At 44.5% G+C, this 13,097-nt stretch carries 8 protein-coding genes and 5 tRNA genes; 4 read left to right on the top strand and 9 right to left on the bottom strand.

Features of this window, described 5'->3' with window-relative positions; translation table 11 throughout:
* Positions 1-293 precede the first annotated feature (293 nt).
* The 4 genes from ACHA99_RS20735 to ACHA99_RS20720 all read right to left on the bottom strand — a co-directional run bounded on the left by ACHA99_RS20735 (position 294) and on the right by ACHA99_RS20720 (position 3,384).
* A tRNA-Ser gene (locus tag ACHA99_RS20735) sits at positions 294-384 on the bottom strand.
* Between the two features lie 190 nt (positions 385-574).
* Positions 575-665: transfer RNA gene (locus ACHA99_RS20730), tRNA-Ser, on the bottom strand.
* Between the two features lie 178 nt (positions 666-843).
* Positions 844-2,841 carry a methyl-accepting chemotaxis protein gene (locus tag ACHA99_RS20725; RefSeq protein WP_393944723.1) on the bottom strand — a complete coding sequence of 666 codons (1,998 nt, stop codon included), beginning with the start codon at positions 2,839-2,841 and terminating at the stop codon, positions 844-846.
* A gap of 452 nt (positions 2,842-3,293) precedes the next feature.
* Positions 3,294-3,384 (bottom strand) — tRNA-Ser (locus ACHA99_RS20720).
* 221 nt (positions 3,385-3,605) lie between these two features.
* Here ACHA99_RS20720 and ACHA99_RS20715 point away from each other — a divergent pair.
* A complete protein-coding gene (locus ACHA99_RS20715; RefSeq protein ID WP_393944722.1) occupies positions 3,606-5,339 on the top strand; it encodes an AAA family ATPase in 1,734 nt (577 codons plus the stop codon).
* 74 nt (positions 5,340-5,413) lie between these two features.
* Positions 5,414-5,929: a bifunctional 3-hydroxydecanoyl-ACP dehydratase/trans-2-decenoyl-ACP isomerase gene (gene fabA, locus ACHA99_RS20710; protein WP_198574003.1), complete on the top strand. Its 516-nt coding sequence runs from the start codon at positions 5,414-5,416 to the stop codon at positions 5,927-5,929.
* 122 nt (positions 5,930-6,051) lie between these two features.
* On the opposite strand, the gene rmf is transcribed toward fabA, so the two are convergent.
* From rmf to rlmKL, 5 genes are all read right to left on the bottom strand, one after another.
* Positions 6,052-6,228, bottom strand: a complete 177-nt coding sequence (gene rmf, locus ACHA99_RS20705) for a ribosome modulation factor (RefSeq protein WP_006082074.1) — start codon at positions 6,226-6,228, stop codon at positions 6,052-6,054.
* 187 nt (positions 6,229-6,415) lie between these two features.
* Positions 6,416-8,257 (bottom strand): DUF3466 family protein, encoded by a 1,842-nt coding sequence (locus ACHA99_RS20700; protein WP_393944720.1) that lies wholly within the window; start codon positions 8,255-8,257, stop codon positions 6,416-6,418.
* 28 nt (positions 8,258-8,285) lie between these two features.
* Positions 8,286-10,211, bottom strand: a complete 1,926-nt coding sequence (locus ACHA99_RS20695; protein ID WP_198574002.1) for an ABC transporter ATP-binding protein — start codon at positions 10,209-10,211, stop codon at positions 8,286-8,288.
* A 1-nt stretch (position 10,212) separates the two neighbouring features.
* Positions 10,213-10,467: a glutaredoxin family protein gene (locus tag ACHA99_RS20690; protein ID WP_263199676.1), complete on the bottom strand. Its 255-nt coding sequence runs from the start codon at positions 10,465-10,467 to the stop codon at positions 10,213-10,215.
* On the bottom strand, positions 10,460-12,589 hold the full coding sequence (rlmKL, locus tag ACHA99_RS20685; protein ID WP_168827462.1) for a bifunctional 23S rRNA (guanine(2069)-N(7))-methyltransferase RlmK/23S rRNA (guanine(2445)-N(2))-methyltransferase RlmL: 2,130 nt from the start codon (positions 12,587-12,589) through the stop codon (positions 10,460-10,462). The genes ACHA99_RS20690 and rlmKL overlap by 8 nt, the downstream gene beginning before the upstream one ends.
* A gap of 257 nt (positions 12,590-12,846) precedes the next feature.
* On the opposite strand from rlmKL, the gene ACHA99_RS20680 reads away from it, so the two are divergent.
* A tRNA-Met gene (locus ACHA99_RS20680) sits at positions 12,847-12,923 on the top strand.
* Positions 12,924-12,964: 41 nt separating this feature from the next.
* Positions 12,965-13,041, top strand: a tRNA-Met gene (locus ACHA99_RS20675).
* Positions 13,042-13,097: the final 56 nt, after the last annotated feature.

The following is a 13,097-nucleotide window of genomic DNA, read 5'->3' as shown; positions in this document are numbered from 1 at the left end:
ACATTGTTAACTAGATGATATTTAAAGGAAGGATTCCAGAATAGCATACCAATAAAAAGCGTTTAAAAACGAAGCAATAACCCCAGAATGACCAGCCTAAAATCCCTGTTAAATCGATATCAAAATATCCAGCAAATATAGGCAATTTTTCAGTTCAAGAAAAACAAAAGGCCATCATTACTGATAGCCTTTCACGTGAAAATAGCAGAAGAGATACGCTTAGAATGGAGAACCCTAGTTCAAATTTCACATACAAAAAAGGCCATGAATAAACATGGCCTTTTTTGTAAATATGGCGGAGGAGCAGGGATTTGAACCCTGGGTGGGCTATAAACCCACGCCGGTTTTCAAGACCGGTGCATTAAACCACTCTGCCACCCCTCCGAACGAGCGAGATAATAGCTATCTCTGTCGCCACTGTAAACTTAAATTTATGGTTAATAGCGTTGATTGACTATTTCATATTCACTTAAATCGAAAGCCGTGAACAACAAAGGGCTTAGGATGAGAAAACTGAAATGAAAATTGCACAAACAAAAAAGGCCATCATTACTGATGGCCTTTTCCGTGAATATGGCGGAGGAGCAGGGATTTGAACCCTGGGTGGGCTATAAACCCACGCCGGTTTTCAAGACCGGTGCATTAAACCACTCTGCCACCCCTCCGAACGAGCGAGATAATAGCTATCAACTACTCTGCTGTAAACCCTTAATTTAAAGAAGCAATCTACATGGTCAATCTACATCCAATCCGCTTAAAAATATTGCGTTATTCAACTTATCTTTGACACCCTTGTCAGTTGAAGCGCCATTTTAAGGTGGCACACTTCACACTATATTAAGACTAAGCTCGATTGATATTGATTAAACGGTCAGATAGTTTCTGCATCTCAAGGCTTAACACATCAAGCGCCGTTGCATCGAGAGAGTTATCTTCACTGATGCTATTTATTCGCACCGCCAACTCATTAATTTCTTGAGTGACTTGGCTTTGCTGCTGAGCAGCTAACGCGATTTGTTGGGCACGCTGTGAAATATCATCGAAACTTTGTACGGTACTCGATAGAGAATTGGCAGCGCCCTCAGCCTCCGCAACCGCATGGACAGTGCGGGACTCCCCTGCTTGCATTGCTTGCACAGCGAGCCGCGAAGCCGATTGCAAAGCGTTAATCATGGTACTAATTTCGTTGGCCGAATCTTGAGTACGCCCCGCAAGGGTTCGAACTTCATCAGCAACGACTGCAAAACCGCGGCCCTGATCGCCCGCTCTAGCCGCCTCAATTGCCGCATTAAGAGCGAGCAAATTAGTCTGCTCAGAAATCGCCTTAATCACATCTAATACAGCGCCCACCTTTTGGCTGTCTTGGGCCAATTGGGATATCACCTTAGTTGCGTTGGCAATTTCTCCTGATAATGCCTCGATGGAAGTATTGCTGGCTGCAACACGGGTTTGCCCTTCTCGCACTACAATCAAAGACGATTGCGCAGTTGCAGCACAGTCATTGGTATTATTCGCGACTTCCATAGCGCTTGAAGACATTTGCGTTATCGCAGCGGCTAATTGTGCACTCTCCAGCCGCTGTTGCTCTGCGCGCTGAGCTAACTTACGGCTAAGTCCGCTTAATTGCGTTGCCTCAAATTGAATTTTCTTCGCTTCTTGAGTGATCAGATCTAACATTGCCCTTAACGTCCCTGCATAGGTGTTTACGGCTCGGCGCAAAGCACCAATCTCATCATCCCGCTGAATTTGCAGTTCAACATTCGCCCCCAAACTACCGCTCCCAAGGGAAGCAATTTGATCTGTGGTTTCCTCAAGTTGCGCCAACAGTTTTTTACCCGATAACCAAGCCAGAGAAAGTAAAATGGCGAGTAATGGTAATAAAAACAATAAAATATCAAATGTCAGCTCACGGGCAAGCCCTGTGACTCGCGTTTTAGGCGTCACAAGGCCAATCACCCATCCGGTATCAGGCATCACAAAAAGGCTCACTTCACTCGCCTGATTAAGTCTTCCATCCTTATTTAAGCTTACAGACACCACTTTGTTGATTGAGGTTTGCTTAAGTGCAGTTTCAACAGGGGCAAGCCAAGGTAACTGCGCGACGATATCCGTAAAACGTAACATAGTGTCGGACTTATTCGTTTCAGGAAAATGTAAGATATTACCCGCTTGGTCTAAAGCGAAAGCATAACCGTCAGTCACATTGCCATGTTCTGTTAAAAATTTGGCTAAATCATCAAGTTTTAAATCTATCGTTGCGACCCCAGCAAATGTCCCCGTGAGACGATATGGCACACTACATGTCACCATAGCCACCTTTGTAACCGGATCTTGATAAGCCTCTGACCATAAACATTGAGATACTGAGCTAGTCCGCGCGCCCGTATACCAAGGATCATTATGATACCCAGGGCCAGATGGCGCATTATAGTCATCCGAATAAGCCAGTAGATTATCGCTACCACGGGCCCAGAAAAAACTGTGGCGGATACTCCCAGCGACGAATTTATCTGGCTCAGGCCAGATCCCGCCCCCAGCGATAGTGAGATCGCCATTGTTATCAATCAAATTAGGTAAGGAGTTAAGATATAGAGCTTGCTCATGGGGTAGCACTTCTGCGAGGTGTGCAAGGCTTAAAGTAATCCCCTCAATGCTTGCCAACTTAAGTGCGAGTTGCCTTACGATACTGCTCCCCGTTTGCTCAATTAACTCTTGACTCGCCGCCACCACTCGAGGCTGCCCTCGAAGTGACATCACACCAAAAACCGCGAGCCCAGTCAGTAGAAGCAGCACTACGCTGCCCATTGTGAGCCGCTGCGAAATACGTGTAGGTAACAACATAGCTTTCTCTACTTAAAATAAGTCACCCAGATGGGAGAATTGTTCGGCCATATGATCCAAGACTGTCGAGAATCATACGTCGCACCATCCTAGTGCAAATTTTAAAGGCCATAAAAACCATTAACTTGGCCACAAACTTAGTGTAGACCATAAACGAGAAGCGCGGATAAAAAAGCCCATTAATCAGTAGCAGTCACTGATATCAGAATGAAGAATCTAGGGTTAACACAATGAACAATCATGACAGATAGTCTTTCCCTAAAGCATGGCACTGACGCCACAATTAGGGTCAAAACCTAAGAGCGGAAATAGCACAAACAAAAAAGGCCATCATTACTGATGGCCTTTCTCTTGAATAAGCGCAGTAGCTGCGCTTCAAATCAGGAACCCAAGGGTTCAAACGATATGAATGCAAAAAGCCGCTAATTGCTTAGCGGCTTTTTGACTAAATATGGCGGAGGAGCAGGGATTTGAACCCTGGGTGGGCTATAAACCCACGCCGGTTTTCAAGACCGGTGCATTAAACCACTCTGCCACCCCTCCGAACGCCGAAAATAATATAAGTATACCGCTAACTTGTAAACCTCAATTTTTAAATATCGAGTCAAATGCTCAACTTATGTTCACCCCGATGTTTTTTACAACAAATACATGCCCAGTTTCAACGAATAATCGAGTAAACAGAGGTAAAAACACCTATACAGTGAGAGACTTGTCGTCTTGGTATGGTAAAATCACTGCAACTTTTCACGGTAAATGCTTATATGAATTCACTCTTGATACCCACGTCTTCACTCGCACCTGAATTTAGCCTGCCAACCCTTCCCGAAACGGCTGACAATCTAAGCGCATTACTCTTAGGACAAGAGCGTGCTGTGGATGCGTTTAAACTCCACCAAGCTATTGTCGATCAGCACTTGTATCTAGCTGATTTCCCGAGCATTGACCGCCAATTAATGATCCAAGCCTGTATTGATAGCCTAGCGCCGTTATCTCCAGCTTATTTAGTGGCAACACGCCCGACTGACAAAGCGGCAACATTTCAGTGGCAATCAGAGAAACCACAGGAAAATCAGGTCAGTATTGCCGAAAAAACGACTCGCTATCGCTACCTCAGTGGTAATATTCGCCGTGTAGACCTCATTGGCCGTATGGCACAAACAGGAACAACAAGCCAGTATCAAGCTGGTGCTCTGGCCGAATGTCATTATGTATTTATTTGCGCCGAGTCACTTTGGAAACGTGAAGGTTTATGGGAATTAGTGATGCAAATCCTCACCCATAAAGCGTATCAGATTAGCAATAACCTAAGTCCTATCCCGCTCAATTGTAAAATTGTCCTTATCGGTGCAGGAATGATTTATAGCCAAGTCAGAACTGAGGATTGGCAATTTCAACGTCACTTTACCCTACTAGCAGAACTCGCTAGCGAAATCGACTTGGTCCGTTATACAGAGTCACAATACGTCGCATGGTTACAAGCGGTTGCACAAAGTGTCGAGGTCACTCTAGAACAATCAAGCCTAGCGCCACTTTTTCGTTATAGTGCACGGCTAACCGAACATCAGCGCCGCCTCAGTTTGTCTATGCTCGAGTTTGCCCAACTGATGGTACAAGCTAAAGCCTATTGTGGTAAACCGAGTATCAATGCGAGCAGTATTGAGCTCGCGTTAGCCCAAGCCAACTATCGTCATAACAGCTCGGAAGAGTATTCAGGTCAAAGCTTCGATGACAACTTCATAAATCTGCCAACTTCGGGTGCTATGGTTGGTCAGATCAATGGCTTAACTGTCATTGATGCCATCGATTACAGTTATGGTGAGCCTGCGCGGATCACGGCATCTGTTCACTATGGTGATGGTGAAGTCGCCGATATCGAAAGAAAATCTGAACTTGGTGGCAATATACATGCCAAAGGAATGATGATCCTTTCTGCCTGCTTGTACCGTATCTTTGGGCGAGATGCACCATTACACCTAAATGCCAATATCGTTTTCGAGCAATCCTATCAAGAAATTGATGGTGATAGCGCATCACTCGCCGAATACTGCTGTTTGATGTCAGCGATTGCCGAACAACCCATTATTCAGTCACTGGCAATAACTGGTGCATTGGATCAATTTGGTAATGTGCAAGCGATTGGTGGCATCAACGAGAAAATTGAAGGCTTTTTTAATCTGTGTGAACGTCGTGGTCTCACGGGAGAACAAGGCATTATTATGCCCAAGTCGAACGTGTTACAGCTTAACCTCAATCCCAAAGTGATTACAGCTGTAGGCAAAGGCTTATTTCACCTCTATGCAATCGAGCATATGGACCAAGCTGTTGAGCTATTAATGCAAATGCCTGCGGGTGTAGCCGATGAAGATAATGATTTTCCACATGATTCATTATACGGCCTTGTGCAGGAACGATTAGACAAGCTCGCAGGAAATGGCGAGGAGGAAATCGGCATAATCACGAGATTACTCGCAAAATTGGGATTTTTTCGCCGCTAATTAGCTGATCGGAGTTGTTTAGCTTACACGTGTTCGCTAATCTTGGCGGCTCTTATTGCTGGAGTAGTAAAACAATGAACAAAGCAAACAGTTTCAATAAAGAAGAACTCATCGCCTGTGGCCATGGGAAATTATTTAGTCCAAACTCACCTCGTCTGCCTGTCGATAACATGCTGATGATAGATAGAATCGTTACTATCAATGATAATGGCGGTGAGTTTGGCAAAGGTGAAATTGTCGCTGAACTCGATATTAATCCAGACTTATGGTTTTTTGACTGCCACTTTATTACCGACCCGGTAATGCCTGGTTGTTTAGGGCTAGATGCCATGTGGCAACTCGTTGGCTTCTATTTAGGCTGGGAAGGCGCGGAAGGCAAAGGACGTGCTCTGGGTGTAGGTGAAGTGAAGTTTACGGGTCAAGTATTACCAGGCGCTAAGAAAGTCACTTATAAACTCAATATTAAACGTACTATTCACCGTAAACTGGTGATGGGTATTGCCGATGCAATCCTTGAAGTTGATGGCCGTCAAATCTACAGTGCAACCGATCTTAAAGTCGGTGTCTTTAGCGATACGTCTACATTCTGATCAGTCTTACTCCAATACACTGAAGATATCAGTACTACAGATATAAAAATGCCCTCATCTGAGGGCAATATGCTGCATTACTTTGCTTGTTCTGGGCTATTTAATTAATGAGTAAAACTCAATTATTTATTAAATAGCCCATTAACTCGGCCATCCACACCTTCACGCCAACCGCCTAACCACTGCGATCGCGAATCAAGATTTGCATATGGACAGAGCTCCTTAGAGCGTCCACCAACCCCAGCTTGGAATCCTTTTGAAAAAGCTCTGTCTAAACGATCTCGTTTTTGTCTTTTCATGCAAGCGTCCTCTGTTCTACATAAAATAGAAGCAAAAGCTTCACCCATAGAAATAGTGCTTTTTGACGCCAAGATCAATCAAAAAATCGGCTATTATACTGACTATTTATTAAACTATTGAGATCCTAGCGAAAAAAAATCGAGGCATTTCGCCTCGATTTTTTTAGTCTGAATTGAAGCTTAAAACTTAACGAATTCGACGACGGAACCACACCAATGGCAAGGCAAATAACCAAGCTAACGTTGCCGCACCAGAACGCTCAAAATTACCGGTATCTTGACTATCATCCATAGTACAGGCTGCGCCACTGCTTGTAGGTTTAAGCACAACCATACGTAGAACATAAGCAGTCACTGGATCACCATTACCATTCAGTTCAAATAGTGGTTCACCATTCTCACCAACAATAATATTACCATTAGAGTCTAACTGGAAAGAAGGCTTACGAATAAAGGCAGTTCCCACAATGGTGCCATCTTCATTAATGCTGGTCGCTTCAACAACGAGAATATCACTGTTATAAGTCAGTACTTTTCCAGTACCATCCGTAAATTCAACCTTATGACGGGTCCAATTGCCATCAGAGCCCTTTTCATAGCCCTTAGATTCACAGGTCAACAAGTTGTTAAGGTTACTAAATTCACCGGTAGATTTCTCATACAGGAAGCCCGCCTTAGGACGTGGTTTTTCCTTATCATAGGTGGTTTCTATATAACCTACGACTTGACCTTTATTATTAATATCCTTTGGTTTACTCGAAAGATCCGTTGTAGAAGCGGCGAAATCATTCGGGGTTACTATTGTTGCATCAGCTTGATTCGTATCAAAATAGAAAAACTTGTCGCGCAAATAACCTTGAATATAGCTGCGATAACTACCGACAAGAATACCACTATCGTTGATGTCATAGGCAATAGAGCTAGAAATCGAATCGACCATAGGGATCCAATGGTATTGGTATTTACCTTCAGTATCTTTAGCCCAATAAGCTGCATCTTGACGCAAATTATTGGTGTCACCACCACGATAAACATGTGAGCGACCCACAACGACACCATTATCATTCAAACCCAGTGCTTGAGCGGTAAAGGTCAAGGTATTATCTGTCGCTGGAGTCAGCCCCAAAGGTAACTCAGTCCCAGTAGCAACATCATTGTCAATTTGCCATACATAGGCACGGGTCTGGTACTGAATATTACGTGTACCCGTTGTATTCGGGTATTGTTCACGTTGAACGCATACATCCAAAGGCAAAGTATTATCGGTACTTAAACAGTAAGTAACACGCTCACTACCATATTTACTGATGGCAGTACTGGCGTAGCCTGCTACTAAATTATTGTTATTAACCGCCGTTGCTGCAGACCATCCACCTAACTTAACCTCTTTTATGGCGTTAGTGGTATCAGGATTGACAAATGTATGATACGGCGGTGGTAAATCAATTTGAGTGTCACCATTTTTTACCACACCGCGGAGCTCATAGTCGCGGTAATACCAGTAATCATCGGTAACATCAGTAGTTGCAGTGTTCTCTGTTTTCTTTTCAGGCGCAGTCATGCTGCCCACTTTAATACCGGCATCATTAATACCGTAATAAAAGGTATCAACAGAGTTAATCACAGCAGTATCATTTGGCGGTGTAGTACCATTAATGCTGTCGAATGTCGGTAACCAAGCCCCAGCTGCACCATTTTCTGCAGCAATAAAAGCAAAGTTATTTGCAACAATGGCAGCGGTAATAGAATAAGTAATGGTTTCTTCTGGTGCGATACCGTCGGCAACATCAATCACGCCGCCTTCGACATCTGAACTGCTGAGTTTTTTCTTACCCTTTGAAATACCGACTAATTCACCACTAGCATTTACACCTAAAGCATAACCGTTACGAGTGCCTTCAAGCGTGCCCTGCAGGTCATAATTATCGATATTAACGATTTCATAGACAGGTGCAGCATGGGCACTGTTTAATACACCAAGGACACCTAAGGCAACCAAGGAAAGGGCTTTATCCAACTTTGACTTCATTAATTCTATTCCCATTTTTATTATTGGTTTACTTCAGTGACTCAAGCTCTTCCCAACGCTCGAAGCAAACTTCCAATTGCTTTTCTTTATCAGCCAACAGACTCAATACCTGATTGACTTTATCCTGCGCCTGACTATAAAAGTCTGAATGTCCAATAGTGGTCTGCAATGCGAGAATTTCTGCCTCCAATTGCTCCATCACATTAGGTAGCGACTCTAACTCACGCTGTAGCTTATACGACAGTTTTTTTACCGCTTTCACAGGTTCTGCAGTTTTAACTTCAACGGGTTTCGTTTCAACCGCAGGAGCTTCGACCGCCTTTTGCGAACTAGGTTCCTCAGAATAAAACTTTGCCCCTTGGTTCACGGCATCTTGATAACCACCTACATACTCGCTCCAATGGCCATTACCCGCATACCACCAGCTACTGGTCACAGTATTGTCGATAAATGCCCTATCATGGCTCACTAGCAACAACGTACCTTGGTATTCAGTGAGCAACGACTCTAGCAATTCTAAGGTCTCAATATCAAGATCGTTAGTTGGCTCATCGAGAATGATTAAGTTTGCAGGGCGAATTAATAACTTAGCCAATAACAAACGGTTCTTCTCACCACCCGACAGCGCTTTCACTGGCGTTCTGGCACGCATAGGCGAGAACAAGAAGTCCTGCAAATAACTTAAAATGTGGCGGTCTTGACCATTAATCGTGATGGTCTTTTTACCTTCACCAACGTTATCTTCAACGGTTTGCTCAGGATCTAACGCTTCACGATATTGGTCGAAATAAGCGATTTCGAGCTTAGTACCGACTTTAATTTCGCCCGATTGCGGTTGCAGCTTCTCGATTAACAGCTTGATCAAGGTTGATTTACCACAACCGTTTGGCCCAATCAGCGCAATACGGTCACCGCGGATAACCGTCGTATTAAAGTTTTTAACCAGATTTTTATCGGGCAGATTGAAGTTAAGATCGGTCACATCAAAGACTAACTTACCAGAACGTTCAGTATCCGATACTGCCATTTTAGCATTGCCTTGACGATTCAGACGTTCACTTCGCTCTTCACGTAACGCCTTAAGTGCGCGAACTCGACCTTCGTTACGGGTACGTCTGGCTTTAACGCCTTGACGGATCCACACTTCTTCATCGGCGAGACGCTTGTCAAACAAGGCATTTTTCTCGGCTTCGACGCGCAACCATTCTTGCTTACCATCAAGATACATTTGATAGTTGCCCGGCCATGAGGTCACCACACCACGGTCTAAATCGACAATCCGCGTCGCCATACGGGCAATAAAGCCCCTATCGTGGCTGATAAAGACGATAGCGCCTTGATAATCGAGTAAAAACTTTTCAAGCCACTCGATAGTGTCTATGTCTAAATGGTTGGTCGGTTCATCAAGTAACAACAGATCTGGCTCGCTCACCAGTGCTCTGGCTAACGCCACTTTACGCTGCCAACCACCCGATAACTCGCTCAAGGATTTGTCAGGATCGAGACCTAACAACTCGCAGTTTTGTTGGATACGAGAATCTAGCTGCCATCCATTATAGTGGTCTAAGGTTTCTTGCAGACCTTGCATTTCATTCAGCATACGATCCATTTGCTCGGGATCGGCATGGGCCACATCGTGGGACAGTTGATGATAACGCTCAAGCGCCTCGCCCACTTCCTTTAATCCCGCAGCAATATAAGCGTATACCGTGCCTTGCTCAGCCTTTGGCGGATCTTGTTGTAGACGGCTAACGGTCACATTACCAGCGATGTTGAATTCGCCTTCATCCAGCAGTACATCACCAGATAACACTTTTAATAAACTCGACTTGCCAGCACCATTACGGCCAACAATACACACGCGCTCGCCGCGTTGAATAGTAAAATCCGCTTTTTGTAACAACGGAGTGTAACCATAGGCTAAAGAGCCACTATTGATACGAACCAGACTCAAACTAAGCTCCTGTAAACTCTTGTAATTGCGTTGCGTTAAATGGCCAATGTAATTCTCTATCATCCCAAGCTTTAAGCACAGGGATCGATACGCCATAACGCTGCGCGAGGTATTCATCGTCACAAATATCTATGGCCCGATAGCCAATATCGGCCGCGTCCAGTAAGGCCGCGGCCAGTTCACACAGATGACATCCCTCTGTGTGATATAGCAGATAATGCCTGTTATCTAATTCTGCTTGAGTCAACTCAGGCATGGGTGATAAGCCAAGTATTATGAATATGTGGATTACGTTTGTAGTCCATAGGCAAAGTCACGTCATCAATATTCTTCACATTAATGTTCATCTTTGTCAGCGCCTCTATGTCCATCTTAAACTTACGTTTATTATTAGAGAACACTAGCTCGCCCGTTGGGCTGAGCAGTTTCACTAAGGATGCCAGTAAGTTCACATGGTCTCTCTGCACATCGAATGAATCTTCCATACGCTTAGAATTTGAGAAGGTCGGCGGATCGATAAAAATCAGATCGTACTGTTCACGGCAATCCCGGATCCACTGCATGCAGTCAGATTGAACAAACTCATACTGCTTACCTTGCAGTCCATTGAGTGCAAAGTTGTCCTTCGCCCAAGCAATATAGGTATTTGACATATCCACCGTCGTCACCGATTTAGCCCCACCAAGCGCCGCATGCACAGAAGCAGAACCTGTGTAAGAGAACAGGTTAAGTACACGGCGTCCCTTAGATTTTTGACCGACTAAACGGCGTGTCAATCTGTGATCGAGGAATAAACCTGTATCCAAATAACCGGTTAAGTTCAGTTTGAACTTAGCGCCATATTCAGTGGTGATAAGCTCTAACTTACGCTCATCCAGCTTTTGATACTGACTCGTGCCCTTTTGACGCTCACGCGTCTTCATGATCATCTTGTTCGGATTGATACCAATGGCCGACGGCAGTGCTAACAATACATCGCTTAAACGACGCTTGGTTACGGCTTCAGGTATAGTTGCTGGTGCCATATATTCTTGAATAATCACGTAATCTAAGTATTTATCTACTGCGACGTTATATTCAGGAATATCGGCATCATAAATACGATAGCTGTCGATGCCTTCTTTTTTCGCCCATTTCTCTAATAACTTGGCATTTTTCTTAATGCGGTTAGCAAATGCAGGGGCGATATCGGCAATGTCGACGCCGTCTGGCAGCACTGGCGTATCACGACGTGTACTGGTCGCATGTAAGGTATAAATGTTAAAGGCACATTCTAGAGCACCGTTGAACATCTTCATCTGTTTGTCGGCTTTAAGCTTAAGTGATGATACCAGCTCGATATCACTACACAGCATGGCCACTTTCCAGCCGCCAAACTCTTTCTTAAACTTGTCGCCTAGCTGATAGTAAAGCTGCAATAACTCAGACACATTGCCTAAACGTTCACCATAAGGTGGGTTAGTGATCAAATATCCACTTTCTGCAGGCGGTGTTATCGTCAACGCATCTGCAACTTGAAACTCAATTAACTCGAGTACACCGGCATTTTCGGCATTACGTTTGGCTAACGCAACTAAGCGAGAATCGATATCTGAGCCGTAGAATTTAATCTCGCAACGTTTCACGCCTAATGAGGCACGCGCTTTTGCTTCTTCAACGATTTCTTGCCACACAGCTTTATCATGACGACGCCAATGTTCAAACCCAAAACGGCTACGCTGTAAGCCTGGGGCAATATCGGCCGCCATTAAAGCAGCTTCAATCAGCACAGTTCCACTACCACAGAAAGGATCGAGCAAGGTCGAAGGCGCTGCTTGCCAGCCACTGCGTACTAACATGTTGGCGGCTAAGTTTTCCTTCAGAGGCGCTTCACCAGTAGTAGAACGATAGCCACGTTGATGCAATGATGGACCAGAGAAGTTCATCGCAATCGTGATTACGCCATTACGAAAATGGGCATCAACTTTAAAGTCAGCATCGACGCGTGACACATTTGGGCGCTCAACGTCATCGTCCCGAAATCTATCCACAACCGCGTCTTTAATCTTGAGTGCGCCGAACTGGGTATTATTAATAAAACCACCCGTACCATGAAAATCGATACTAAAAGTGCTTTTATTGGAAAAGTGCGCCGGCCAATCGACACAATAGGCGGCATTATAAAGTTGCTCTGCCGACTCGCAGCTACCTTTATAGATAACCAACACGATACGGCTGGCTAAACGTGTCCATAAAGTAATCCGATACGCTAAAGCTAAGGGGGCAGTGAAATACACACCAGCAACACTCTCTTTTACTTCAGTCGCACCAAATTCTGTCAGCTCTTGGGCTAAGCTATATTCAAAGCCCTTAGGGGCGGCGGCAAAAAAATTAAGCATGGGATAATCAGTACGCAGTCAAAATCAAAGCGACATTATACCTGCTCGAATACATAAAAGATAAACAGTTATTAGTCGAAACCCCATTTAGTCTCATCCTCGACTTAAGATAATCAACGAAAAATCCCTAACTTATGTCTAAATTGTATGAAAGCCCCCCACTCCGCTTTATATTTAAGCGTTCACCACCTTTTTCGATCTTCGTCCTTGCAATGCCAAGGCGCTGCCGTTATAGTCTGCCCCGCTTTGAAGACGGACGCGGGATGGAGCAGCATGGTAGCTCGTCGGGCTCATAACCCGAAGGTCGTAGGTTCAAATCCTGCTCCCGCAACCATTTAAAAGAAAAATAGTAAAGTAATACAGATAGATATCGGACGCGGGATGGAGCAGCATGGTAGCTCGTCGGGCTCATAACCCGAAGGTCGTCGGTTCAAATCCGGCTCCCGCAACCACTTTCTATATGTGTTTATAACGAGAACAGCTTATCGGGCTCAACTCCTTATAAACA

It is taken from the genome of Shewanella sp. S23-S33 (assembly GCF_043359565.1).
Lineage (GTDB): Bacteria > Pseudomonadota > Gammaproteobacteria > Enterobacterales > Shewanellaceae > Shewanella > Shewanella oncorhynchi.
Note: the sequence above shows the minus strand (reverse complement) of the source record. Positions and strands in the feature narration are given on the sequence as shown.